Consider the following 24,463-nt stretch of genomic DNA (forward strand, 5'->3'; position numbering starts at 1 on the left):
TCATTTCGTTTATATCAAATTCTCCGGGTTCAAGCCTTCCAGCTCTGGCAACACAAAGCGCCCATCTTTTCTGATCAGCACATCGTCAAACCAGATTTCGCCGCCGCCGTATTCAGGGCGTTGGATTTGGACCAAGTCCCAGTGAACGGAGGAGCGGTTGCCGTTGTCTGCTACTGTGTAAGCATTCCCTGGCGTGAAGTGGAAGCTGCCCGCGATTTTTTCGTCAAACAGGATGTCCAGCATCGGGTGGAGGATGTGCGGGTTGAAGCCGATCGCGAATTCTCCGATATAGCGTGCGCCCTCGTCCGTGTCGAGGATGTCGTTCAATGCTTTAGTATTGGAGCTGGTCGCCTCCACGATTTTGCCTTCTTTGAAAGTGAATTGAACATCATTGAAGGTAATGCCGTTGTAGATCGATGCCGCGTTGTAGAAAATCGTTCCTTCCACGGAATCGAGTACAGGAGCGGTGTATACTTCGCCATCCGGGATATTACGTTTGCCGTCACACTTGATGGCATTGATTCCTTTTATGGAGAAGCGCAGGTCCGTTTTTGGACCGACGATGCGTACGCGATCGGTGCGCTCCATCAGCTCTTTCAACGGAGTCATGGCAGCGGACATTTTCGCGTAGTCCAGATTGCAGACGGAGAAGTAGAAGTCCTCAAAGCTCTCGAGACTCATTTTGGACAGCTGTGCCATCGACTTGTTTGGGTAGCGCAGTACAACCCAGCGTTTGTTCGGAACGCGCTCGTTCGTATGTACAGGTTGATACAAGACACGAGCGTAAATGCCCATTTTGTCGTCCGGTACGTCGGCATACTCGTTGATGTTGTCGTAGGCGCGGATGGCGATGTAAGCGTCCATGTCCTTCATCCGGTCATACTCGTATTTTGCCATCAGAGCCATATGTTCTTCGCTCGTGCCTTGATAGAGTGCACGCATGACTTCCTGGTCTTTTAAGGTGACCAAAGGCAGAGCCCCAACTGCAAATGATTCACGCACAAGTGCACGAACGAGTTCAGGTTGCAGGCCTGTATTTTCGATCAGAACTTTTTCGCCTTTTTGCAAATGGAGTGAGTAACGGACGAGACGGCTTGCCAGTTCATTAATGCGTGGATCTGCCATGGTGGTAACCTCCGTAGTAAAATAATTTTGATTAATGATTAATTTGTATTATTACATAACTGAGCGTAGGCTCGCCAGTATGTTTGATCCTTCCATTACAGGCAAGCCTCGTAGATCGAGATTACATCGGAATCATTCAATTTTCGTGAGCTAGGCAGATGCCCGATTCCGCGTCCGCCAATGCGAACCGCTTCCTCAGCCATTTGGGCCAGTGATTGTTTGGTCACACCGAAGTCAGACAGACGTTCGGTGATTCCCATGCGCTCATACCAACGGCGAACGGCATCAATCGTTGCTCGTGCTGCTTCGCCCTCGTTCTCCACTGTAACGCCAAAACAATGACGTCCCATACGGGCTAGTCTCTCGGGACGGTCTTGCAATATCACCTGTTCGAAATACGGAAGGGAAAGGATCGCCAGTCCACGGCCGTGAGCCATATCGTAGATTCCGCTCAGTGGATGTTCAATTCCGTGCAACGGCATACCAGCACCACGTCCGCCAGCAGCGAAGGGACTGATGCCCAGCGTGCTCGCCCACAAAAGGGTGGATCGTGCTTCAGCGTTGTCTGGTTGCTGGATCGCTGTGATGGAGTGCTCGACGACAAGGCGAATGAGTGTTTCGGAAATCCCGTCTTGAACGTGGGTCCCTTCCGCGCTGATCAAATAGTTTTCAAACAGATGGGAAAAGATATCGGCGCAAGACTCTGCTGTGACGCGAGCCGGAACGGTAAAGGTGACAGACGGATCAAGAATGGCAATCTTCGGGTAAAGTGCTGGACCGTTGATCGAAGATTTTTCATGCGTGTCCCAATGAGTCAGGACGCTGATATGGTTTGCTTCCGAACCAGTAGCGGCTACTGTCGGGACGGTCATGATCGGCAGTGCTTCCTGAACGGGTACCAGTAATTGACCAGAACCGCTCGGATTTCCCCGCATGTAATCGTAAATCGGGCGTCCAGAAACGGCTGCTGCCGCAATCGCTTTGGAGGCATCCATTACGGAGCCGCCACCGATAGCCAGAATGAAGTCACACTGATGCTCACGCGCAAGCGCAGCTCCGGCATCAACCGTTGCCGTACGCGGATTCGGTTCGATTTTGTCAAAAACAAGATACGCCACTTGAGCTTCCTGCAACAGAGCCTTGGCGCGGTCCAAAAGTCCTGTACGTTTGGCAGCATTGCCGCCTGTAACGAGCAATGCTTTTTGGCCTAATAATTTTGCTTCTTGGCCCAAACGCTCCAGTTCGCCTATGCCAAAGTAAATTTTGGTAGGAAAAGACACTTCAAATGGAAACATCTGAAATTCCTTCTTTCACGTATTGGTTGTACCATGACAAGTTTATCATAAACAAACGAAAAGAGCCTGCTCCGTGGGTGGGCTCTATGTGTATATAAGGTAGTTTGGATAATGAGTTTGCGAATGTTAGTGAGGTTGAGAAGAAAAATATAGTGTAAATCCCGAACGTTTGTCGAAGTCTATTCCAGCATTTTTCGTTGATAAATGCGTATGTTTGTGTTTTAATGTAGTTGAAACGTTCGTGAATTAACCTAAACTCAACCTTTTTGACTGGGAAGGTGACTCCTACGGTGGAAAAACAGGAACAACTCTACGAAGGTAAGGCGAAACGTATTTATCGGACATCTTTGCCTGATCAGTACTGGGTAGAGTACAAAGACGACGCAACAGCATTTAATGGAGAGAAACGGGCGCAAATCACCGGAAAAGGTGAGCTGAACAACCGCATTACGGCAATCTTTTTCACCATGCTGAAGGAGCGGGGCATCGACAACCATTTTGTCCGTCTGCTGTCCGCCACAGAGCAAGTTGTTCGCAAAGTGGAGATTATCCCTTTGGAGGTAGTCGTTCGCAATATCGCAGCAGGCTCATTGGCCAAGCGTCTTGGCATGGAAGAAGGAACTGTGCTTCCGCAGCCCGTTGTCGAGTTTTACTACAAGGATGACGCACTGGGAGATCCATTGGTGAATGCCTCCCATATCAAAGTGTTGGGGATTGCAAGCGAGAGTGACCAAGCGACATTGGAGCGCATGGGTCTTGCTGTAAACGAGGTCCTCGTACCTTACCTGCGCGAGCGCAACATTACCTTGGTCGATTTCAAACTGGAATTCGGAAAAACAGCGGACGGGGAGATTCTCCTCGCCGATGAAATATCCCCGGATACATGCCGTTTCTGGGATTCAGTAACGAATGAAAAGCTCGACAAAGACCGCTTCCGCCGCGATTTGGGCAATGTGGAGGAAGCTTACAAAGAAATGCTTACGAGACTAGGAGGAGACGTACATGTTTAAAGCTGTTGTTTATGTAACATTGCGCGAGAGTGTTTTGGACCCGCAAGGACATGCTGTAAAAGGTGCTCTGCACACCTTGGGTTTTGATGAAGTAAACAATGCGCGTATCGGGAAGTATATGGAGCTGGAATTGAACACTTCTGACCGTGCGCAAGCCGAAGAGCGTGTACGTGAAATGTGCGAAAAGCTGTTGGCCAATACGGTGGTAGAAGACTATCGCTTTGATATCGTGGAGGGCTAAGGATATGCGAGTAGCCGTTATCGTCTTTCCAGGCTCGAACGCCGACGTTGATTTGTTTAACGCAGTTGAAGACGTAATGGGAGTGCCTGTGGATTACGTATGGCATTCCGATACGGATCTTTCTAAATATGATGCGATTCTTTTGCCAGGCGGATTCTCTTATGGAGATTATCTGCGCTGTGGTGCGGTCGCTCGTTTTTCACCCGTCATGGAACAAGTGGTGAAGGCAGCAGGAGAAGGCAAGCTGATCATGGGAATCTGCAATGGCTTCCAGATCCTGACCGAAGTCGGGCTGTTGCCAGGAGCACTCTTGCGTAACCGTTCACTGAAATTCCGTTGCAAGCTGTCCGAGTTGCGTGTGGAAAACAACGATACCTCCTTTACCCGTGATTTCGCGGCAGGGGAAGTCATCCAGATTCCGATCGCGCACGGCGAAGGCAACTACTACTGTGATGAGGAAACACTGGCGAAGCTTAAAGCGAACAAACAGATCGTTTTCCGCTATCATGGCGAGAATCCGAATGGTTCACTGGAAGACATCGCGGGCATTTGCAACGAACGTGGAAACGTACTTGGCATGATGCCTCACCCGGAGCGTGCCGTCCACTCTTGGATGACTTCCGATGACGGACGCCGCATGTTTACCTCGATCCTGAAGACTTGGAGGGAGCAGAACAGTGTCACAACTCACGCATAAAGAACCGACAGCCGAACAAATTGCCGATCAAAAACTATACAAAGAAATCGGTCTGACTGACGAAGAATATCAGCGTGTCGTAGAAATTCTCGACCGCAAGCCGAACTGGACGGAGACAGGTCTGTACAGCGTTATGTGGTCGGAGCACTGCTCCTACAAAAACTCCAAGCCTGTCCTGCGTCGTTTCCCGACAAAAGGGCCTCGCGTTTTGCAAGGACCTGGGGAAGGTGCGGGTATTGTCGACATCGGTGACAATCAGGCGGTTGTTTTCAAAATCGAAAGCCATAACCACCCATCAGCGATCGAGCCTTATCAAGGGGCTGCGACTGGCGTGGGCGGTATCATCCGTGACGTATTCTCGATGGGCGCGCGTCCGATTGCATTGCTCAATTCGCTTCGATTCGGGGAGCTCAAGTCTCCACGCGTCAAATATTTGTTCGAAAACGTCGTTGCAGGTATTGCAGGCTACGGGAACTGCATCGGGATTCCGACTGTGGGTGGCGAAGTGAATTTCGACCCTACGTATGAAGGCAATCCGCTTGTCAACGCCATGTGTGTCGGCTTGATCGACCACGAGAAGATTCAAAAAGGGGTAGCGTCCGGTATCGGCAACCCTGTTATCTACGTTGGTGCAAGTACGGGGCGTGACGGTATTCACGGGGCGACCTTCGCATCCGAGGAGCTCACAGAAGAGTCCGAGAAAAAACGCCCGGCAGTACAAGTTGGCGATCCATTCATGGAAAAGCTCCTGCTGGAAGCGTGCCTGGAGCTGATCGACACGGGTATCGTCGTCGGGATTCAGGACATGGGGGCGGCTGGCTTGACGAGCTCCAGCTCCGAGATGGCATCCAAGGCAGGGAACGGAATCGAAATGAATCTGGACCTCGTGCCACAGCGCGAAGCTGGCATGTCTGCATACGAAATGATGCTGTCTGAGTCTCAGGAGCGTATGCTCGTCGTCGTGGAAAAAGGCAAAGAGGCAGAAGCGATTGCGATTTTTGACAAATGGGGTTTGGCGTCCGCTGTCGTGGGCAAAGTAACCGAAGACAGCAAGCTGCGCTTGTTGCACCAAGGTGAGGTAGTAGCAGAGGTGCCAGTAGACAGCTTGGCAGACGACGCACCTGTGTACCATCGTCCATCTGCGGTGCCTGCTTACTACGAAGCAAACGCGAATGTAGATGTGCTGGCAGCCATCCAAGAACCGAAAGATCTGAATGGTACGCTGAAAAGCTTGCTGGCTCAGCCAACAGTGGCGAATAAAGCGTGGGTATATGAGCAATATGATCATATCGTGCGTGCAAACACAGCTGTAAAGCCCGGTTCTGACGCTGCTGTTGTCATGGTGCGCGGTACTCGGAAGGCCCTTGCTATGAGCACGGATTGCAACGGTCGCTATGTGTACCTCGATCCAAAAGTGGGCGGTGCCATTGCGGTTGCAGAATCTGCGCGCAACGTCGTCTGCTCCGGTGCAGAGCCGCTGGCGATTACGGACTGCCTGAACTTCGGAAGTCCTGAAAAGCCTGAGGTGTTCTGGCAATTTGAAAAATCGTGCGAGGGCATGAGCGAAGCGTGCGTAGCACTCGATGCTCCAGTTATCGGCGGAAACGTATCTTTTTACAATGAACGCAGCGGTGACGCGATCTATCCAACCCCAACGGTGGGAATGGTCGGCTTGATCACTGATGTTGACCATATTACGACTCAGGATTTCAAAAACGAAGGCGACGCGATCATCTTGTTGGGCGAGACCTTTGCTGAGCTGGGCGGTAGTGAGTATCAAAAGATGGCTACGGGCAGCATTTCCGGACGCCCTCCACAAATCGATCTGACTAAGGAAGCGGCAGTACAAAAGCTGGTTCTCACAGCGATTCGCCAAGGTCTGGTGAACTCCGCACACGATCTGTCCGAAGGTGGTCTCGGTGTCGCTCTGGCTGAATCTTGCTTCGGCAAAGGCGTCGGTGCGCAGGTGACTCTTACGTCTGAGCTGCGTACTGATGCGCTCTTGTTCAGTGAATCTCAATCTCGCATCTTGCTCAGTGCTTCTGGGGAGCAAGCGGCGGCGATTCTCACATTGGCAGGTGAACATGGCGTACCTGCTGAAAACATCGGTACGGTCGGTGGCGATCGTCTGGTAGTGAACGTGAACGGTACAGAAGCGATCAACGCTTCGACTCAAGAGGTGAAAGCAGCCTGGAAGGATGCGATTCCATGTTTGATCGGTTAATCTGGGACAAATTGAATGAAGAATGCGGCGTTTTTGGCATCTACAACCACAAAGAAGCATCCCAATTGACCTATCTGGGTCTGCACGCCCTTCAGCATCGCGGTCAGGAGAGCGCAGGTATCTGCGCCTCCGACGGTGAGAAATGGTATAAGCACCGCGGAATGGGTCTCGTGTCAGAGGCTTTTGGCAAGGGCGATCTGGAGAAGTTCAGTGGTCATATCGCAATTGGTCATACCCGTTATACGACTGCTGGTTCGAGTAAGATTGAAAACGCCCAACCGCTCTTTTTCCGCTATGCACAAGGCAGCATGGCAGTTGCCCACAACGGGAATCTCGTAAATGCCGCTGTGCTTAGAAAAGAGCTGGAAGCAAAGGGCTCCATTTTTCAGACGACCAGCGACACTGAGGTGATCGCACACCTGATTGCCCGCTCTGAGTGCAAGGATTTGCCAGGAGCGGTAAAGGACGCTCTGCAATACATCAAGGGAGCGTATGCGCTTCTCGTCATGAACGAAAACCAGCTCGTGATCGCCCTCGATCCGAATGGCTTGCGTCCGCTGTCATTGGGACGTCTCGGAGATGCGATCACTGTCGCGTCCGAGACTTGTGCGTTCGATATCATTGGCGCGCAGTACTGGCGTGACGTGCAACCGGGCGAGTTGATCGTCATCGACAAGGATGGCATTACCGAAAGCAAGCATACCGAAACGACACAGCGTTCGATTTGTACGTTTGAATACATTTATTTTGCCCGACCAGACAGTGACATCGACGGAATCAACGTCCATATGGCGCGCAAACGTCTGGGCAAGCAGCTGGCATTGGAATCCGCGATTGATGCTGATGTCGTCACAGGTGTACCGGATTCGAGTATCTCTGCTGCTATCGGATTTGCGGAAGCCACAGGAATTCCGTACGAAATCGGCTTGATCAAAAACCGCTATGTCGGTCGTACCTTCATTCAGCCGAGTCAGGAGCTGCGTGAGCGCGCTGTCTATCTCAAGCTGTCTGCGGTTCGCAAAGTAGTGGAAGGCAAACGCGTCGTGATGATTGACGACTCCATTGTTCGTGGTACGACGAGTAATCGGATCGTCCGCATGCTGCGTGAAGCTGGCGCCAAAGAAGTGCATGTGCGCATCAGCTCTCCGCCTGTTATGAATTCTTGCTTTTACGGCATAGACACCTCGTCGCGTGAGGAACTGATTGCGTCAACCAAATCCGTAGAGGAAATTCGTCAAATCATTGAGGCTGACTCGCTGTCGTTCTTGTCTATTGAAGGAATGATCGATGCAATTGGCCGCACAGATTCGGCTCCTAATAGAGGACACTGCCTCGCATGCTTTAACGGAGAATATCCGACAGAGATTGAGTTCGAAGAAGCGCTACCTGCGCTCAAATGCTAACCGTGCTACTTATGAACAACCGCTAATACAAGCACCTCTTGCTAGGGGGAGAAACGATGAGTGAAGCATATAAACAAGCTGGCGTAGACATCGATGCGGGCAACGAAGCCGTCGAGCGCATGAAAAAGCACGTCAAACGAACATTCCGCCCGGAAGTTATGACTGATTTGGGCGGGTTCGGAGCGCTGTTTCGCCTGGATACCAAAAAATACGAGAACCCGATTCTCGTTTCTGGCACAGATGGGGTTGGAACCAAGCTAAAGCTCGCTTTTGCCATGGACAAACACGATACAATCGGCATCGATGCTGTCGCTATGTGCGTCAATGACGTAGTGGTTCAAGGGGCAGAGCCGCTCTTTTTCCTCGATTATCTGGCTGTAGACAAGGTCATTCCGGAAAAAATCGAAGCGATTGTCAAAGGGATCGCGGAAGGCTGCTCTCAGTCCGGCTGCTCGCTGATTGGCGGGGAGACTGCCGAGATGCCTGGCATGTACGCAGAAGGCGAATACGACATCGCAGGCTTTACCGTAGGTGTCGTGGACGAGAGCAAAATGATTACGGGAGCTTCCGTGGCGGCAGGCGATGTACTGATCGGTCTGGCTTCCAGCGGCGTGCACAGCAATGGCTTCTCGCTCGTTCGCAAGGTTCTTTTGGCTGACAAAGGGATGTCCCTGCATGATCATGTTGACGTATTGGGCAAAAAGCTCGGCGAAGAGCTGCTGACACCGACCCGCATTTATGTGAAGCAAGTGCTATCCGTTCTCGAGTTACATGAAGTGAAAGCTCTGGTACACATCACAGGCGGCGGCTTTACTGAAAACATTCCACGCGTGCTTCCAGAAGGAATGCAGGCTGTGATCAACGTTGGTTCCTGGCCTGTGCTGCCAATTTTCGAGCTGGTACAAGGGGCGGGGAACATCTCTTACCCGGATATGTACAAAACGTTCAACATGGGCATTGGCATGATGCTCGTCGTGAAGCCGGAAGACGCAGTGAGTGTGATGGAAAAGCTGCAAGAGCTGGGAGAACAGGCGTATTTGATCGGACAAATTCAAGCGGGAGAGCGCAAAGTCGTATACAACGGGGTGGAATGGTGAGAAAGCTGGCCATTTTCGCCTCAGGCAGCGGCTCCAACTTTGAAGCGATCGTGCAGGCTGTACAGGACGGCAGGCTTGCAGGTGTAGAAGTTGCCTTACTCGTGTGCGACAAGCCCGGCGCCAAGGTTTTGGAACGGGCAGAGCGTTTAGGAATCGACGCCTTTGTATTTCAACCGAAGGAGTATGCAGACAAGGCTGCTTTTGAGCAGGAAATAGTGGCACAGCTCCAAAAACGTGATATATCGCTGGTTGTGCTGGCAGGCTACATGCGGTTGGTGGGCGACACTCTTTTGTCATCCTACGAAGAAAAAATCATCAATCTGCATCCGTCACTTTTGCCTGCTTTCCCTGGAAAAGACGCGGTTGGTCAGGCACTCGCATACGGGGTAAAGGTAACGGGGGTAACGGTACATTTGGTTGATGCCGGTCTGGATACAGGGCCGATCATTGCCCAGATTCCCGTAGCAGTGCAAGAAGCAGATACGGCTGAGACTTTGGCGGCTCGCATCCATGCTGTGGAGCATGAGCTTTTGGTGAAGGTCATTGGCTACTTAGCAGAAGAGAGAGTGAAGCTGGAAGGAAGGCTTGTCCAGCTGACGTGAATCGAGAGAGAAAGCAGTAACCGACATCCTTTTACGATGTCGGTTTTTTGGTCATCCGTTTTAGAAATACTTCTTTCTCCAAAACAGGAGAGCTGTTACGGACGTAATGGCGGTGGACATGATCATAATGATCGTGAATGCGTGCGGATGATTCTGAAAAGGAAGCCCGACGTTCATCCCGTAAAAGGTGCCAATCACCATAGGTAACGTGATGACAATAGTAATGGCGGTCAACAGCTTCAATACGCGATTCAGATTATTGGAGATGACGGAGCCAAAGCCATTCATGATGTTCCCTAAAATGGCGGTATAGATTTCCGTCATTTTGATGGCCTGCTTAGTTTCGATTTTTACTTCTTCCAGCAGCGCCTTATCTTCCTCGTACATTTTCAAATAACTGCCGCTCCGAAGCAGGGAGATCAACAGACTGTTCGTTTCCAGGGACGTCGAAAAATAGACGAGACTTTTCTGCAATTCAAGCAAGGTAAGCAGTTCATTGTTTTTCGTCGATTGCCGCAACGATTTTTCCAACGTCTCTGTCTGCTTGTTGATTTTTTTTAAGTAATGCAAATAATCATGCGACGTATTTGACAAAATTTGCAGGACAAACCGGTTTCGCATGTGCGTGTGAAAGCTTTTCACTTTTCCTTGGACGAACTCATTCATGACAGCCGTTTCTACCAGACAAACCGTTAAGATATAATCTTCCGTCACCATGATTCCCAATGGAACCGTCGTATAGTTGTCCTTCGTCGCTTCTTTCGTGGAGACCGGGATGTCCACGTAGAGCTTCACGCGGTTCCCTTCCTTGTCGATCCGTCCGATTTCTTCGTCATCAAGGGCATCCTGTAAAAAATGAAGGTCAATCGACAACTCCCTGACGACTTGTTGCTTTTCTTGCTCAGAAGGATCAGTCAGATGAATCCAGCAGCCTTTTTCAAATTGTTGCAGTTCTTCTATTTTTCCGAGGGTATTCGTTTTGTAAATGTTCAACATGGTTTTCTCATCCTTTCGCAAAGAAGGATCGGAGGGATACGACCATGTTGCGCAAGCATGTCTGCATATAGATATCTACATACACTCGTCCCATAAAAAGGGAGAATGATAAATAAGGTATGGGGAACATGCCGCAGCGCCACAAGGCCGGAAAATTCTCCGTACACAATCTTGATTGCAGTTATTCATTCCGCAACTTGGACTACTGTCCATTAAAACGTTCCCCCCTTTCGAAAATAAAAACCATCTTGCTTTCTCGTCCTTCATGCATGTTATTCATGTCCTTTCAGACGGTGTCGGCTTCTAACATGACCGACTCACCCTATTTTGCTGCTATTCATCCTCCGCGAATCATGACAAACCAAATCAACTCTTGTGACATACAGTAATAAAGAAGGATATTCCCACAAAGGGAGGGGCCGACTTGAGCGGAGATTTTGTTTCGAACTTGCTCGATAAGCTAAGCCAAAAAACAGGGCGGCAATGGACGCTTAACGATATTATGAAGCTCGCGGAAAAAATGCCGAAGGGCGGAGCCAATGTAGATGCGCTGCTCGATGAGCTGGGAAATATGGGATTCGAAGTGCCAGAGGAGACGAAAGAGCGCGTCAGGGATCGTGTAAAGGACGGCAATTCCATCTCCATGGAAGAGCTAGGGAACATAATGCCCAAAGAAGTAAAGGCGAAGAGCCGCAAGTCGAAGAAGCCGATCAAGCCAATCAGGGCGACTGCCAAAGGCAAATCAGTCTCCCTATCAGACCGCATCAAAAGGCTATCAGGCAAAGGCAAGAAAAAACGATAATTTCATCAAAGCAAATACAGGTGGATGCAGTCGCAAGTGCCGAACAGGCATGGGCGGCTGTGTTTGTTTTCCTTACGAAGTTATTGATAATAGCGTACAATTATTTTATAATATATAAGTATTGTTCGTGTTTTGGTCAATAGTTACTCATGTTTTCACTAAAATTCAGGAGGTTCTATCCGTGAGTGTGAAAAAAGCGTTGATCAGCGTTTCTGACAAGACAGGATTGATTCCGTTTGCCCGTCGATTGGTAGCCGCCGGGGTACAGATCATTTCTACCGGGGGTACGGCTTCTCTTTTAAAAGCAGAGGGAGTTCCCGTCATTGGCATTTCTGAAGTGACTGGATTTCCAGAGATTTTGGACGGTCGCGTCAAAACGTTGCATCCCAATATCCACAGCGGCCTCTTGGCTGTAAGGGACAGTGAAGCACATGTGCAGCAACTAAAAGACCTTGGGATTGAGACCATTGATCTGGTTGTCGTAAACCTTTATCCTTTCAAGGAAACAATAGCGAAGCCAGACGTGACATATGAAGATGCCATTGAGAATATTGATATTGGTGGACCAACAATGCTGCGATCTGCTGCGAAAAATCACGCGTTTGTCAGTGTAGTGGTCGATGCAGCCGATTATGAAAAAGTAGCAGAAGAAATTGAAGCAAATGGCGATACTACGCTAGAAACCCGTCGTAAGCTGGCAGCAAAAGTTTTCCGTCATACAGCTGCCTATGATGCCTTGATCTCTCGCTATTTGAGTGAGCAGGTGGGCGAACTGCTGCCTGAGAGCTACACCGTGACTTACGAGAAAGTACAGGATTTACGCTATGGGGAAAATCCACACCAACGTGCGGCATTTTACCGTGAGCCGTTATCGGATCAGTTGAGCATCGGGAATGCGAGTCAACTGCAAGGAAAAGAGCTTTCCTATAACAACATCAATGACGCAGACGCAGCGTTGGCGATTGTACGCGAATTCGCTGAACCTGCTGTCGTTGCAATCAAGCACTCCAACCCTTGTGGAGTAGGGATTGGCGCTGATATTCGCGCCGCTTACCAAAAAGCGTACGAAGCAGACCCTGTCTCTATTTATGGTGGGATCGTGGCAGCAAATCGCCCGATTGACCGTGACACCGCACTCGCGATGAAAGAGATTTTCTTGGAAATTATTATCGCACCAGACTTCACCGACGAGGCGTTGGCTGTTCTGGCTGAGAAAAAGAACCTGCGTCTGTTGCGTATTTCTGCGCTGAATGAACCAGCCAAAAAAGTGGACAACCTGTTCCGCGTGGCTCCTGTTGCAGGCGGGGCACTCATTCAAGACTTCGACTACAAGCAACTCGAAGAAAACGAGATTCAAGTGGTTACAGACCGCAAGCCTTCGGAAGAGGAACTGGCACAGCTGAAATTCGCGTGGAAGGTCGTCAAGCACGTCAAGTCGAATGCGATTCTCTTGGCTAAAGACAATATGACCATCGGCGTGGGTGCAGGCCAGATGAACCGCGTTGGGGCAGCGAAAATCGCCATCGAGCAAGCAGGTGCATTGGCAAGTGGCGCGGTTATGGCCTCAGATGCGTTTTTCCCGATGGGAGATACCGTGGAAGCGGCAGCCAAAGCAGGGATTACCGCTATCATCCAGCCAGGCGGCTCCATTCGCGACCAAGAATCGATTGATGCTTGCAACCGAGCGGGCATTGCGATGATCTTTACCGGCACGCGTCATTTCAAGCACTAAAAGAGGCTATTCGGGAGTAACTTTCGCTTTTTTAACACGTATGAAAGAGTGGATTACCTCTCACACAGGAGGAAATATGATGAAAATATTAGTGATCGGTGGCGGCGGTCGAGAACACACGATTGCCTGGAAGCTGTTGCAGAGTTCTAAAGTAACAAAGGTATACTGTGCGCCAGGAAATGGGGGCACCGCCCAAATCGCTCAAAACGTACCGATCGGCGTCCATGATTTTGCTGCACTGGTTCAATTCGTCAAGGATGAGGGAATCGATCTGACTGTCGTTGGCCCGGAAGATCCTTTGCTGGCGGGGATTGTAGACTTTTTCCAGGAGCGCAATCTGCCGATCTATGGCCCGAACCAAAAAGCGGCAATGATCGAGGGAAGCAAGTCTTTTGCGAAAAGTTTAATGAAACGCTACGAGATTCCGACGTCTGCCTATGAATCATTTTTGGATTACGAATCGGCGAGTGCGTATGTGAGAGAGCAGGGTGCTCCTATCGTTGTTAAAGCGGATGGCTTGGCAGCGGGGAAAGGGGTCGTTGTTGCAGAAACGGTGGAGGAAGCGGAAGAGGCACTTCGTCAGATTATGCAGGAAAGCGTCTTTGGTGAAGCGGGAGCGCGCGTGGTCATTGAGGAGTGCATGTTCGGCGAAGAGCTGTCGCTGTTGTCTTTCGTCGATGGAGAGACGGTTAAACCGATGATTACTTCTCAGGATCATAAGCGAATCTTCAATGAGGACCGCGGCCCGAATACAGGCGGCATGGGGACATACGCCCCGGTACCGCAAATGTCTGCTGAGCTGGTGGACGAGATCGTTAAAACGATTGTCCAGCCGATGGCGTCAGGGATGGCCAAGGATGGCATTCCGTTCAAAGGCATTCTCTATACAGGTCTGATGATTACGGAGCAAGGCCCGAAAGTCGTGGAGTTCAATGCGCGTTTTGGCGATCCAGAGACACAAGTGCTCTTGCCGTTGCTCGAAACAGATTTGCTCGATATTTTTGTCGGAACGATCAATGGAGAGCTCGATGCAGTCGATGTGACATGGCAAAAAGGAAGTGCTGTCTGTGTCGTCATGGCAGCGCCGGGTTATCCGGGAGAATATCCAAAGGGTGCGCTGATTCACGGACTGGGTCAGGCAAACGAGGGAGCTACGGTGTTTCACGCAGGTACGAAGGAAACCGAGGAAGGTATCGTTACGAGCGGTGGCCGTGTGCTTGGCGTCGTGGCAACCGGAGCGGATTTGGCGCAAGCGCGTGAGACGGCGTACGCGAAGGTGCAGGGGATCTCGTTTGATGGGGCACAGTATCGCACGGATATTGCGGCACGAGCGATGAAGTATCAGCAAAAGGGATAAAAAAAGAATAAGCTGTTCCTTCTGTAGAGATTTCTACTTGGGGAACAGCTTTTTTTAGTTATCACATACCCACGTTTTCACCCGCGATGGCCGCTTTTTTCGCTTTAGCCGCAGCCACCTGTGAGAGGAAATAAACGATGAGGAACAGCAGCAGGCACGCCGCCGACCAGCGGTACATGACAGAGTAGCTCGAATGTGTCGCGATGACGCCGAGGAGCATAGAGCCGACCGCGATCCCCAGATCGATGGAATTAAAGAACAGTCCATTCGCCATGCCGCGTTGCTCAGGTGTAACGACCTTCACCATCCACGCCTGGATAGATGGCTGAATCATGCCATAGCCAAGGCCATAGAAGGCAGCAGAGACGAGAAGCAAGGACTCTGTCGTTGTCAGGGACAGGAGCAAGAGGCTGATCCCGACGAAAATCGCACCGGGAGGCAGGACGGCAATGTGCCCTTTGCGATCATACAGCTTGCCAGAAAACGGGCGAATCAACACCATCGCCAGTGCATTCGTAAGGAAAAACCAGCCGACATTCTCAATGTGGGCTTCTTTTCCATACAAGGCCAAAAAGCTGAGAATCCCGCCATACGTAATGGATAAACAAAAGTTCAGTCCAGCTGGAAGCAGCAGCTTTTTATCATAAAATCGACGAATGCCTGTGACCGTTTGTGTGTTCCCGGACGACACTGGAAGCTGATTGTAGGCACGGATAAAATGCATTAACGGAAAAATAATAGCAACTAACAACACGAGAACCATGAGCATCGATCCGAATCCAAACCCATTTAACACTCCAAGTCCAATCAACGGGCCGAGTGCCATAGCCAAGCTAGTCGATAAGCCGAAATACCCCATGCCCTCGCCGATTCGTCTGGTAGGAATCACATTGGAGACAATCGTCGGAAAGGTCGTGCTGCCCATCCCAAAGCCGATGCCGACTAAAATTCGCAACAGAAGAAAGAACACAATGCTTCCCGCCCAGTAATAACCTGCGCTGAAAATCGCGACAAATCCAAGTGCTACGATTGCCAAGAGCTTACTGCTTTTCGTTTTCAAAGCTTCCCCGGTAAATACCCTTGCGATCACTGCTGCAAGTGAAAACAAGCTAATAACCAAGCTGACAACAAAATCATTGGCCTGATAAGCTTCCTTCACATAGGCAGGGAATGTTGGGGTTTGCATTTGAACCGTGAGAAACAACAACAAATTACATACAGTTAACAGGACGAAATCTCTCGTCCACAGTCTCTCTCTACTCTCTCCCAATGCTGTCACTCCTAGTCTGTCGTTTTTCTATTGATGTTCTCGTTAATCTCCAGCAAGATTTCCCGTAAGAAGGCCAGCTTTTCAGGAGAGATCCCTTCCAATATGTCCGCAACGGCCTGAGCCTCTACAGGAATCGCCTGCTCCAGCCATTCCCGTCCTTTCGGGGAAAGGGTAATGATGTAAGCGCGGCGGTCTTGTTCGCTCAATGTCTTTTCGATAAAGCCTTTTTTGGCGAGTGTGTCTAAAATGCGTGTCATGGAAGGCTGATCCTTCGCAGAGCGCTGAGCCAGCTCTTTTTGATTGATACCCTCTTCCTCTCGTAGCCGATAAAGGACGGCAAACTGCTCCGTGGTCAAATCAAACTCCTTTAAAAAAAGGGAAACATAATGAATCATTCTCCGGTATGTATTTCCAATGAGAAATCCAACCGGTTCTTTTTGCCAATGATCGATCAGGGGAATAACCCTCTTTCGTTCAAAAATACTTGCAATGACAATTATATGTATAACAATTAATTTTGTAAATGGAAAAAACCGCCCGATGACAGGCGGTTGGTTGCTTCTCCTTTACTGACGATATCTCCCTCTCTTTCGCGAGGTGCGAAAAAAGTAATAGCCCATTACGCCGATGACGCCAATGATCGTGGCAATAACAAAGAAGTTATGGGACATCCATTCATACATCTGGGAGCCGACAAGCATATGCAGTGCCTCCTCTCCTTATGTGTACGTGGGGTAGCGAGTGCTGCTGTTGTTATTTTCTTGGGAGCGAAATGAAATGATCTCTCTTGCCGCTTTTTCGAGAAGTTGATCCTCGGGAGTAAGCTTCGTGTTTTGCTGATTGTTGATGGAGTGTTTTTCCTGGTTCTTCGATAGTTGTGGGCTTGTGGAATACTGTATGTTTGCCTTATTCGTTGTCGCTGGCGTGTTGCTCTCATCATCTTTGCTGGTGTTCGAGTCTTTGATGGGCGCGATATTCATGGAGCGGGTAAACTGGTTGACTGCCATCTGCACGCCTTTTTTCTTGAGCTGATCCATCATGCCTTGCATGCCATTCCCTTTTTTCGTATTGATGCCCATCGCTGCGTACATCGGACAAAAGCGAGTAGCTCCTTCTGCTACTTTCATAGCTGAAAAAGCCATGAGCAGCCATGGAGTTTTGGATGGGCGACGACTCATTTTTCCGATGCCGTACGCCAAGCCCAACAGACCGCCAGTTATACGAATCATGGCATCAGTTCTACCTACGTTTTTATGCATGAGAGTTGTCCTCCTGTCGCAATTACGTCTATTCCCTAGTGTGTAATAAAGGGCGACAAGACACCCGTGGGAATTGTTACTACCATTACCAAGCTTGCAGGGGAATGAATGATGGGCGGAGAAGCTGTAGTGGCGATGAACGATCGTTCATTTTGTAAAACATCGGGAGACAAGCGAGGAGAGAAAAAATGATGCGCGTACGAGCCATATCAGATCGTGATTACTTGAACATGATTCGCGTGAGCAGACGTCAGGCACCGGCAAGCCTCTGGATAAAAGGCGCAAGCGTTCTGAATGTGTACACAAAAGAATGGCAAGAGCATCACGTCGCAGTGGCAGGAGAACGTATTGCTTATGTAGGAGAAAAAGAGCCGTTGGTCGATGATCAGACCGTGATCATAGAGGCGGCTGGGCAATATCTCGTGCCGGGTTACATCGAGCCTCACGCGCATCCGTTTCAATGGTATAACCCTTATACGTTGGCTGACTTTGCTTTGCAAACGGGTACGACTGGTATGGTGTCGGACACGTTAATGCTCATGCAACTGCCTTTTTCGCAAACGGCAGCGATCATGGATTCTTTGGCAGCACATCCCGTGAAGCAATTTTTCTGGGGCAGACTCGATCCGCAGACAGGGAAAGCTCATCCGTCGTTTACGAAGGAAAATTTGGCGCGAATGCTGGAACATCCACGTGTGATCCAGGGCGGGGAGTTGACGAATTGGGGCGGTGTTTTACAAGAGGATGAGACGCTGCTTTTTGGTCTGAAGCATACGAGGGACTTGGGCAAAAGGATGGAAGGGCATCATCCGGGGGCGTCATACGAGACATTGAACATTGCCGCAGCAGCCGGCATAACAGCTTGTCATGAGGCTATCCAGGCTGCCGATTTGCTGTCGCGCATCCGTTTAGGGATGTATGCGACATTGCGCCATTCCTCTATACGCCCTGATCTGCCTGAGCTGGTGAAGGGCTGGCTGGAGTTGGGGGTTCCATGGTCTTCACGGATGATGCTGACATCGGATGGAAGCACGCCGCCGATGCATCGTGACGGGTTCATGGATAGTACGCTCCGAGTTGCCATGGAAGCGGGAATGCCGCCAGAAGAAGCGTATGTCATGGCGACGCTGAACCCAGCTGTCTATTATGGGCTGGACGCGGAGATCGGAGGAATTGCGCCGGGCCGAATCGCCGATATGCTATTGTTGACGGCAAAGGATCAACCAACTCCATCCATCGTGATTGCGAATGGACAACGGGTGGCAGAAAAAGGGACTCTGCTCGTTCCAACCGTTCAGCCACAATGGGAGGAAGCTTCGTTACGCTTGGCAGATCCATTGAAAAAACAGGCACATTCTGATTGGTTCCGCCTGCAGCCAGATAAGGACGGCAAGACCCCTGTGCTACAGATGCAGAATGCCGTTATCACGCGGCTGTCGCTAGAGGACATGCCTGTTGATCAGGATGGATACGTATCCTTGCAGCATGATCCGCAGTTGGCATTGATCACCATTATTGATGCAACTGGAAGGAACCGAACAATGGCAGTGCTTCACGGCTTCGGTGAGCATCTTGAAGGGCTAGCCAGCACCTATTCAGCTTCTGGCGATTGGATCGTAATCGGACGCGATCCCCAAGCGATGGCGCAAGCACTGGAGCGTATTCGGGAAATAAAAGGTGGAGTCGTCCTAATCGATGAAGGAAAAATCATTTGCGAATGCCCATTGCCTCTTGCTGGAAAATTCGCGTCGGCACCGATGGAGGAAGTGATCAGCATGGGTGAAAATTTGGTAAATCAACTCCGTTCCAAAGGACATGTCCATCTCGATCCGATTTATTCGCTTTTGTTTTTTACGGCTACCCACTTGCCATATGCACGTCTAACGGCAACAGGCATTGTCGACGTGAAGAGTGGGCAAATCGTCGTTCCGGCACTTCCTCTACCTTGAGGGAGTGTTTTTTTGCGGTCACACAAACGCCCGTGATCGTTTGTGAATCAATGATATATGAATATAAAATATATTTTACTTCTTGTAAATTATCAGATTTATTTTAAAATAAAAACAACCAAGCCTATCTATCTTTATCCCCGAAGAGTATCGTTTTTGAAAGTCGCAACCTGGCTAACATGGTGGATGGATTGGGTAACAAGAACAAAGAATGATAGAAGGGGGATTCATTCTGAATGAAAAAGCGTTCTTATGTGGGGGTTTTATCTGCGGTATTGGCTGCGAGTATGGCATTAACAGGTTGCGCAGGAAACAGCAATTCAAGCGGAGGAAGTAACGCAAGCGGCGGGCAAAGTCAGCCAGCCCCAGGCAACAGTGGTGGAGGAACGACCGAGGGTGGCCTCATCAAAATTGCCACACAATCTCCTCTGTCCGGGAGCAATTCTGCTATCGGAGATGCGATTAAGACAGGTGCTGGTTACGCTCTCGAAAAGCGCAAGGAAGAATTTAAAGCACTTGGATTTGATCTCCAGCTTTTCCCTCAGGATGATCAAGGCGACCCGAAAATTGGGGTATCGAATGCAGAGATGCTCATCTCTGATCCCGATGTGTACGGTGTAGTCGGGCATTATAACACAGGGGTTGCAATTCCATCGTCTGTAAAGTACGACGAAGGCAAGTTGGTCATGGTATCCCCGGCAAATACAGGGGTGAAGCTCACGGAGGAAGGCAAGAAAACCGTCCATCGAATCTGTGCTCGCGATGACGCACAAGGACCAAAGGCTGCTCTTTATGCAAAAAATACACTTGGTGTAAAAACGGCCTATATTATCCATGATAAGACAGCATACGGCCAAGGTCTGAGCGATCAAGTGAAGATGCAATTCGAAAAGGACGGGGTCCAAATCCTTGGCTTTGAGGGTATTACCCAGGGCGAAAAGGACTACAGCGCGGTACTTAACCAGGTAACGGTGAAAAATCCGGATATCATCTTTTTCGGGGGCCTGTATCCAGAAGGTGGAATTTTGATCAAACAAGCTCGTGAAAAAGGATTTAAGGGTTATTTTATGGGTGGCGATGGCTTGGATTCTTCTGATATGATAAAAATAGCCGGTAATGCTGTCGAAGGTGTAGTCTTTACGTCAGTAGCAGGGGACGTAACGCAAACCGAAGAGGGCAAAAAATGGGCTGAAGAGTACAAGAAAGCCACAAACAAGCCTCTGGAAACCTATTCCGTCTATGGTTTCGACTCCATGAACGTCATCCTCAATGGTGTCTTGGAAGCTGCCAAAGCGAACGGAGGCAAAAAACCAACCCGCGAGCAAGTCCTCGATGCAGTCCACAAAACCAAAGATTTTCAGGGTCAATTCACCAAGGTTACCTTTGATGAAAAAGGTGACAACACAAATGCAGACGTGTTCATTTACAAGTTTGACAAGGACAAATCCATTTTCGTAGGCAAGGCCGAGTAATCACACCACACAACGCGCACACACTCCCATGCCTCATACCAGGATAGGGGGCTGCACGCCAGTGTTGGCCCCTTTTCCACGAGAAAACACGTCCAGTCAACGAATTGAATGCAGAAAATTTGTACAAGTCTACAAGGGAAATGAGGGATGGGAAAGCATGATCAATATTTTGCCTCAGGTGTTGGTTGACGGATTGACACTTGGATTTATGTACGCAGTCGTGGCTTTAGGCTACACAATGGTTTACGGGATTTTGGAAATTATCAACTTTGCTCATGGAGACATTTTCATGGTCGGAGCCTTTATCGGTACAGAGGTATTGTTGATCTCTGATGCGCTAGGGGCACTTGAAGGTATGAATCCATTTGTCGCACTTTTCATAACACTCATAATTGCCATGGTATTAACTGGTGCCTTGGGGGTAGGAATTGAGAGGATTGCCTATCGACCATTACGTGGAGCACCTCGTCTTGTGCCGTTGATCTCGGCGATAGGTGTATCGTTTTTGCTGCAGGACCTCGTACGTTTTACAGAAGCACTGGCTCGCAATGAGTTTTATCTAAACAGTCCCGCTCTTTTTACGGGCTCGATTCCATTAGGAAGTATCGCTACGATTCCAACAAAAGGTTTGATCGTAATTGTAATTGCGATCATCATGATGATTGCGTTGACGTTGTTTGTGAATAAAACAAAGTGGGGAATCGCCATGCGCGCCGTCGCACAGGACCAGAGTACGGCTTCGCTGATGACCATAAATGTAAACAAAGTAATCATGCTTACGTTTTTGATTGGCTCCAGCCTGGGTGGCGCGACAGGCGTTCTGTTTGCGCAAAACTACGGGACGATCGATCCATATATCGGTTTTATTCTCGGTCTAAAAGCATTTACAGCTGCCGTACTCGGCGGGATTGGAAACCTGCGTGGTGCGATGATCGGTGGCGTACTCCTCGGTCTTCTGGAATCCTTGTCCGGTGCCTTTATGGGACCGTTGACTAACGGAGCCTTTGGTGCAGAGTACAAAGACGTGTTCGCGTTCAGTATTTTAATTCTCGTGCTTCTCTTCAAGCCAGAAGGACTGTTTGGCGAAGCTGTAAAAGAGAAAGTGTAGGTGAAATAAATGGCAAATCTCGCTTGGAAATCGTTCAAAGGCATTCCGCTCGTATTCACGTTGATCTGGATTGTAGGCTTTTCTGCCGCATTGTACCTGATGGATAAATCAGTGATCGCGTTTCTCGGCATTCTTTCATCCATTGTGCTTGTTTATTACACCAATACCACCAAGTCGATCAAAATGGCGATTGGCGCTATTGTTCTCCTCCTGATCATTCCATTGGTAGCCGGCGAAAACCGTTACTACATGGAGGTAGCCTCACAGGTAGGCATTTACGTAGCGATGGCTTTGGGCTTGAATATCGTAGTAGGCTTTGCTGGTTTGCTTGACTTGGGTTATGTCGCGTTTTTTGCTGCTGGGGCGTATGCGTACGCGATTTTCTCGACCTCGCAAGCGAATGAGTTTATTGCAGGGAATCTATTCCCGCTCTCCGGTGAGTGGTTTTGGCCATTTCTCATAGTCGGCTTGATTGTGGCTGCCGTTTTCGGAATATTGCTAGGATTGCCAGTTCTCAGAGTAAAAGGCGATTACCTCGCGATCGTGACCTTGGGCTTCGGTGAAATCATTCGCATTGTCTTCAACAACCTGGACAAGCCTATCAACATCACCAACGGTCCGCAGGGAATCACGCCGATTCCGTCTCCTGAGCTGTTTGGGATCAAAATGGGGACGCCGTTTTACTTTTACTTCATCGTATTGTTTGTGATTGCCTTTATCGTATTGGCGAATATACGCTTTGAGCATTCCCGTTTGGGACGTGCATGGATTGCGGTACGTGAGGATGAGCTGGCTGCCCAGTCCATGGGGATTTCCTTGTTGAATACCAAGCTGGCTGCATTTGCATTGGGTGCTTCCTTCGCAGGTGTCGTGGGGGTTATCTTTGCGGCCAAGCAGACGTTTATCGATCCGACCTCCTTTACGCTGATGGAATCGATCGGAATATTGGTCATGGTTATTCTGGGTGGTAGTGGCAGCATTCCAGGCGTTGTGCTTGGAGCCGCATTTGTGACAATCTTGCAGGTACAGCTGTTAAAAGAATTCTCCAACTTCCTGCACAGTCTGCAAAATTCGGGGATCATCAGTTTGCCGAACCAGCTGGACCCATCCAAGTTCCAGCGCCTCATTTTCGGAATCATGCTCATTCTCGTAGCCTTGTATCGCCCTAACGGATTGATTCCAGCCAAACGGAAGAAAAACGATCTCGATGCGATCAAAAAGAGCGAATTTGGCAAAGAAAAGCTGGGGATTCTCGGCAGACTGTCCCAATTGACTTCTGGAAAACAGTCATAGCGGACGAGGAGGGAAAAGAGCATGGCATTGTTAGAGGCAAAAAATTTGACGAAGCGCTTTGGTGGCTTGGTTGCCAATCAAGATGTCTCGATTGGCATCGAAAAAGGAAGCATTACAGCGGTAATCGGGCCGAATGGAGCCGGAAAAACGACTTTTTTCAATATGATTACCGGATTTTATGAGCCAGACGAGGGAGAAATTCTGCTGAATGGCAAAAGTATCAAGAAGCTTCGTCCCGATCAGATCGCGAGTCGCGGTATCACCCGTACCTTTCAAAACATTCGTCTGTTCAAGGAAATGACGGCTTTGGAAAATGTCATGGTGGGTGTGCATAGCCGCTTATCCGCTGGAATTCTTGGAATCTTGTTCAACTCCAAACGTGTACGCCAGGAGGAAGAGCGGACACGCGTCGAGGCTTATCAGCTCATGGAGTACGTCGGGATCGCGCATATTGCCAATGAAGCGGCAGGGAGTCTGCCTTACGGGTTGCAACGACGATTGGAAATCGCGCGGGCGATGGCAACTAATCCGCAAATCATTTTGCTCGATGAACCGGCGGCAGGGATGAACCCTCGCGAAACGGTTGAGATGACAGATTTTATTCGTCGGCTGAAAAAAGAGCTCGATTTGACGATTATCTTGATTGAGCATGACATGAAGCTGGTCATGGGACTTAGCGAATACATTCACGTGCTGGATTACGGGAGAAAAATTGCAGAAGGAACACCCGAACAAATCCGCAACAACCCTAACGTCATTGAGGCCTATCTCGGAAAAAGTGCGTCGGACGTGTCGTAGAAGGAGGAAAATCGATGGCATTGCTAGAGCTGACTAACGTTCATACGTATTACGGCGGCATCCACGCATTAAAAGGATTGAGCATAACGGTAAACGAAGGCGAAGTGGTGACGCTGATCGGTTCCAACGGGGCAGGTAAATCAACCACGTTGAAAACGATATGTGCACAGACCCGTGCCAAAGAAGGAAAAGTCATCTTCAATGGCAAGGACATTACGCAGATGCGTACACATGATATTGCCTTAGCAGGAATCGCTCACGTCCCGGAAGGCCGCCGTATTTTTCCAAAGCTGACCGTACGCGAAAATTTGGAGATGGGGGCCTTCAGTGTATCCGACAAAAAGGTGATTGAAGAAGGCATCGAGCGTGCCTTTGCCTACTTTCCACGACTGAAGGAACGGGTTAGTCAAAAAGGCGGCACGATGTCCGGTGGAGAGCAGCAAATGCTGGCGATTGCTCGTGGACTCATGATGAAGCCAAAAATTCTCATGCTCGATGAACCTTCGATGGGATTGGCGCCGATTCTGGTAGAGCAGATTTTTGACATCGTTACGGAGCTGAACAAGGAAGGCATGACGATTCTCTTGGTAGAGCAAAATGCGAATCAAGCGCTGTCTGTCGCCCATCGCGGTTATGTGATTCAGACAGGCGAAATTATTTTGCAAGACGATGCCCAGACATTATTGATGAATCCGCAGGTAAGAGAGGCGTATCTGGCGTAATCGTGGTGTAA

23 protein-coding genes are annotated in these 24,463 nt (G+C 49.6%); 16 read left to right on the forward strand and 7 right to left on the reverse strand.

Annotated features, from left to right (window positions below; genetic code table 11):
• Positions 1-9 precede the first annotated feature (9 nt).
• Together ODZ53_RS20070 and ODZ53_RS20075 are read right to left on the reverse strand one after the other, a co-directional pair.
• Entirely contained in the window at positions 10-1,125 is a 1,116-nt protein-coding gene (locus tag ODZ53_RS20070; RefSeq protein ID WP_372679467.1) for an aminopeptidase, read from the reverse strand.
• 95 nt (positions 1,126-1,220) lie between these two features.
• The gene (locus ODZ53_RS20075; RefSeq protein WP_372679469.1) at positions 1,221-2,420 is read right to left on the reverse strand and encodes an iron-containing alcohol dehydrogenase; all 1,200 of its coding nucleotides are present in this window, start codon (positions 2,418-2,420) and stop codon (positions 1,221-1,223) included.
• A gap of 290 nt (positions 2,421-2,710) precedes the next feature.
• Here ODZ53_RS20075 and purC point away from each other — a divergent pair, with 290 nt between their 5' ends.
• Genes purC through purN form a run of 7 tightly spaced genes read left to right on the forward strand, consistent with a single transcriptional unit; the run spans position 2,711 to position 9,694 of the window.
• On the forward strand, positions 2,711-3,430 hold the full coding sequence (gene purC, locus ODZ53_RS20080; RefSeq protein ID WP_012684340.1) for a phosphoribosylaminoimidazolesuccinocarboxamide synthase: 720 nt from the start codon (positions 2,711-2,713) through the stop codon (positions 3,428-3,430).
• Positions 3,423-3,671, forward strand: coding sequence for a phosphoribosylformylglycinamidine synthase subunit PurS (gene purS, locus ODZ53_RS20085; RefSeq protein WP_007717324.1), 249 nt, complete (start codon positions 3,423-3,425; stop codon positions 3,669-3,671). The genes purC and purS overlap by 8 nt, the downstream gene beginning before the upstream one ends.
• A gap of 4 nt (positions 3,672-3,675) precedes the next feature.
• Positions 3,676-4,368 (forward strand): phosphoribosylformylglycinamidine synthase subunit PurQ, encoded by a 693-nt coding sequence (gene purQ / locus ODZ53_RS20090; RefSeq protein WP_064201856.1) that lies wholly within the window; start codon positions 3,676-3,678, stop codon positions 4,366-4,368.
• Positions 4,349-6,592, forward strand: a complete 2,244-nt coding sequence (gene purL / locus ODZ53_RS20095; RefSeq protein ID WP_372679472.1) for a phosphoribosylformylglycinamidine synthase subunit PurL — start codon at positions 4,349-4,351, stop codon at positions 6,590-6,592. Before purQ ends, purL begins: the two co-directional genes overlap by 20 nt.
• A complete protein-coding gene (gene purF / locus ODZ53_RS20100) occupies positions 6,577-7,995 on the forward strand; it encodes an amidophosphoribosyltransferase (RefSeq protein WP_372679474.1) in 1,419 nt (472 codons plus the stop codon). The genes purL and purF overlap by 16 nt, the downstream gene beginning before the upstream one ends.
• A 56-nt stretch (positions 7,996-8,051) precedes the next feature.
• Complete coding sequence (purM, locus tag ODZ53_RS20105) at positions 8,052-9,092, forward strand: phosphoribosylformylglycinamidine cyclo-ligase (RefSeq protein ID WP_372679476.1); 1,041 nt, start codon at positions 8,052-8,054, stop codon at positions 9,090-9,092.
• Positions 9,086-9,694 carry a phosphoribosylglycinamide formyltransferase gene (purN, locus tag ODZ53_RS20110; protein ID WP_372679478.1) on the forward strand — a complete coding sequence of 203 codons (609 nt, stop codon included), beginning with the start codon at positions 9,086-9,088 and terminating at the stop codon, positions 9,692-9,694. Before purM ends, purN begins: the two co-directional genes overlap by 7 nt.
• 60 nt (positions 9,695-9,754) lie before the next feature.
• Here the strand turns inward: purN and ODZ53_RS20115 are convergent, their stop codons facing one another.
• On the reverse strand, positions 9,755-10,690 hold the full coding sequence (locus ODZ53_RS20115) for a magnesium transporter CorA family protein (RefSeq protein WP_372679480.1): 936 nt from the start codon (positions 10,688-10,690) through the stop codon (positions 9,755-9,757).
• Between the two features lie 424 nt (positions 10,691-11,114).
• Between ODZ53_RS20115 and ODZ53_RS20120 the strand changes: the two genes are divergently transcribed.
• The 3 genes from ODZ53_RS20120 (at position 11,115) to purD (ending at position 14,581) form a co-directional block, all read left to right on the forward strand.
• Positions 11,115-11,492 (forward strand): hypothetical protein, encoded by a 378-nt coding sequence (locus ODZ53_RS20120; protein ID WP_012684348.1) that lies wholly within the window; start codon positions 11,115-11,117, stop codon positions 11,490-11,492.
• Between the two features lie 181 nt (positions 11,493-11,673).
• Positions 11,674-13,224 (forward strand): bifunctional phosphoribosylaminoimidazolecarboxamide formyltransferase/IMP cyclohydrolase, encoded by a 1,551-nt coding sequence (purH, locus tag ODZ53_RS20125; protein WP_372679483.1) that lies wholly within the window; start codon positions 11,674-11,676, stop codon positions 13,222-13,224.
• Positions 13,225-13,303: 79 nt separating this feature from the next.
• Complete coding sequence (gene purD, locus ODZ53_RS20130) at positions 13,304-14,581, forward strand: phosphoribosylamine--glycine ligase (protein WP_142498397.1); 1,278 nt, start codon at positions 13,304-13,306, stop codon at positions 14,579-14,581.
• Positions 14,582-14,642: 61 nt separating this feature from the next.
• Here purD and ODZ53_RS20135 read toward each other — a convergent pair whose 3' ends face one another.
• From ODZ53_RS20135 to ODZ53_RS20150, 4 genes are all read right to left on the reverse strand, one after another.
• A complete protein-coding gene (locus ODZ53_RS20135; protein ID WP_199928796.1) occupies positions 14,643-15,851 on the reverse strand; it encodes an MFS transporter in 1,209 nt (402 codons plus the stop codon).
• An 11-nt stretch (positions 15,852-15,862) separates the two neighbouring features.
• A complete protein-coding gene (locus ODZ53_RS20140; RefSeq protein ID WP_012684352.1) occupies positions 15,863-16,246 on the reverse strand; it encodes a MarR family winged helix-turn-helix transcriptional regulator in 384 nt (127 codons plus the stop codon).
• A 171-nt stretch (positions 16,247-16,417) separates the two neighbouring features.
• The gene (locus ODZ53_RS20145) at positions 16,418-16,552 is read right to left on the reverse strand and encodes an EYxxD motif small membrane protein (RefSeq protein ID WP_012684353.1); all 135 of its coding nucleotides are present in this window, start codon (positions 16,550-16,552) and stop codon (positions 16,418-16,420) included.
• Between the two features lie 18 nt (positions 16,553-16,570).
• Positions 16,571-17,110 (reverse strand): YgaP family membrane protein, encoded by a 540-nt coding sequence (locus tag ODZ53_RS20150; protein ID WP_142498395.1) that lies wholly within the window; start codon positions 17,108-17,110, stop codon positions 16,571-16,573.
• Between the two features lie 191 nt (positions 17,111-17,301).
• On the opposite strand from ODZ53_RS20150, the gene ODZ53_RS20155 reads away from it, so the two are divergent.
• The 6 genes from ODZ53_RS20155 to ODZ53_RS20180 all read left to right on the forward strand — a co-directional run bounded on the left by ODZ53_RS20155 (position 17,302) and on the right by ODZ53_RS20180 (position 24,452).
• Complete coding sequence (locus ODZ53_RS20155) at positions 17,302-19,059, forward strand: adenine deaminase C-terminal domain-containing protein (RefSeq protein WP_372679788.1); 1,758 nt, start codon at positions 17,302-17,304, stop codon at positions 19,057-19,059.
• A 236-nt stretch (positions 19,060-19,295) separates the two neighbouring features.
• Positions 19,296-20,531, forward strand: a complete 1,236-nt coding sequence (locus ODZ53_RS20160) for a branched-chain amino acid ABC transporter substrate-binding protein (protein ID WP_372679486.1) — start codon at positions 19,296-19,298, stop codon at positions 20,529-20,531.
• A gap of 61 nt (positions 20,532-20,592) precedes the next feature.
• On the forward strand, positions 20,593-21,639 hold the full coding sequence (locus tag ODZ53_RS20165) for a branched-chain amino acid ABC transporter permease (RefSeq protein WP_173606279.1): 1,047 nt from the start codon (positions 20,593-20,595) through the stop codon (positions 21,637-21,639).
• A 9-nt stretch (positions 21,640-21,648) separates the two neighbouring features.
• Positions 21,649-22,932 carry a branched-chain amino acid ABC transporter permease gene (locus ODZ53_RS20170; RefSeq protein ID WP_064201865.1) on the forward strand — a complete coding sequence of 428 codons (1,284 nt, stop codon included), beginning with the start codon at positions 21,649-21,651 and terminating at the stop codon, positions 22,930-22,932.
• A 21-nt stretch (positions 22,933-22,953) separates the two neighbouring features.
• Positions 22,954-23,730, forward strand: a complete 777-nt coding sequence (locus ODZ53_RS20175) for an ABC transporter ATP-binding protein (RefSeq protein WP_106652489.1) — start codon at positions 22,954-22,956, stop codon at positions 23,728-23,730.
• A 14-nt stretch (positions 23,731-23,744) separates the two neighbouring features.
• Complete coding sequence (locus ODZ53_RS20180; RefSeq protein WP_007717358.1) at positions 23,745-24,452, forward strand: ABC transporter ATP-binding protein; 708 nt, start codon at positions 23,745-23,747, stop codon at positions 24,450-24,452.
• Positions 24,453-24,463: the final 11 nt, after the last annotated feature.

It is taken from the genome of Brevibacillus sp. BD137 (genome assembly GCF_041644655.1).
Lineage (GTDB): Bacteria > Bacillota > Bacilli > Brevibacillales > Brevibacillaceae > Brevibacillus > Brevibacillus brevis_D.

Bases quoted from the DNA above. Each gene is read 5' to 3' on its own strand.
- ODZ53_RS20070 (WP_372679467.1), bottom strand. From the start codon at position 1,125: ATGGCAGATCCACGCATTAATGAACTGGCAAGCCGTCTCGTCCGTTAC.
- ODZ53_RS20075 (WP_372679469.1), bottom strand. From the start codon at position 2,420: ATGTTTCCATTTGAAGTGTCTTTTCCTACCAAAATTTACTTTGGCATA.
- purS (WP_007717324.1), top strand. From the start codon at position 3,423: ATGTTTAAAGCTGTTGTTTATGTAACATTGCGCGAGAGTGTTTTGGAC.
- purQ (WP_064201856.1), top strand. From the start codon at position 3,676: ATGCGAGTAGCCGTTATCGTCTTTCCAGGCTCGAACGCCGACGTTGAT.
- purF (WP_372679474.1), top strand. From the start codon at position 6,577: ATGTTTGATCGGTTAATCTGGGACAAATTGAATGAAGAATGCGGCGTT.
- purM (WP_372679476.1), top strand. From the start codon at position 8,052: ATGAGTGAAGCATATAAACAAGCTGGCGTAGACATCGATGCGGGCAAC.
- purN (WP_372679478.1), top strand. From the start codon at position 9,086: ATGGTGAGAAAGCTGGCCATTTTCGCCTCAGGCAGCGGCTCCAACTTT.
- ODZ53_RS20115 (WP_372679480.1), bottom strand. From the start codon at position 10,690: ATGTTGAACATTTACAAAACGAATACCCTCGGAAAAATAGAAGAACTG.
- purD (WP_142498397.1), top strand. From the start codon at position 13,304: ATGAAAATATTAGTGATCGGTGGCGGCGGTCGAGAACACACGATTGCC.
- ODZ53_RS20140 (WP_012684352.1), bottom strand. From the start codon at position 16,246: ATGATTCATTATGTTTCCCTTTTTTTAAAGGAGTTTGATTTGACCACG.
- ODZ53_RS20145 (WP_012684353.1), bottom strand. From the start codon at position 16,552: ATGCTTGTCGGCTCCCAGATGTATGAATGGATGTCCCATAACTTCTTT.
- ODZ53_RS20150 (WP_142498395.1), bottom strand. From the start codon at position 17,110: ATGCATAAAAACGTAGGTAGAACTGATGCCATGATTCGTATAACTGGC.
- ODZ53_RS20155 (WP_372679788.1), top strand. From the start codon at position 17,302: ATGCGCGTACGAGCCATATCAGATCGTGATTACTTGAACATGATTCGC.
- ODZ53_RS20160 (WP_372679486.1), top strand. From the start codon at position 19,296: ATGAAAAAGCGTTCTTATGTGGGGGTTTTATCTGCGGTATTGGCTGCG.
- ODZ53_RS20170 (WP_064201865.1), top strand. From the start codon at position 21,649: ATGGCAAATCTCGCTTGGAAATCGTTCAAAGGCATTCCGCTCGTATTC.
- ODZ53_RS20175 (WP_106652489.1), top strand. From the start codon at position 22,954: ATGGCATTGTTAGAGGCAAAAAATTTGACGAAGCGCTTTGGTGGCTTG.
- ODZ53_RS20180 (WP_007717358.1), top strand. From the start codon at position 23,745: ATGGCATTGCTAGAGCTGACTAACGTTCATACGTATTACGGCGGCATC.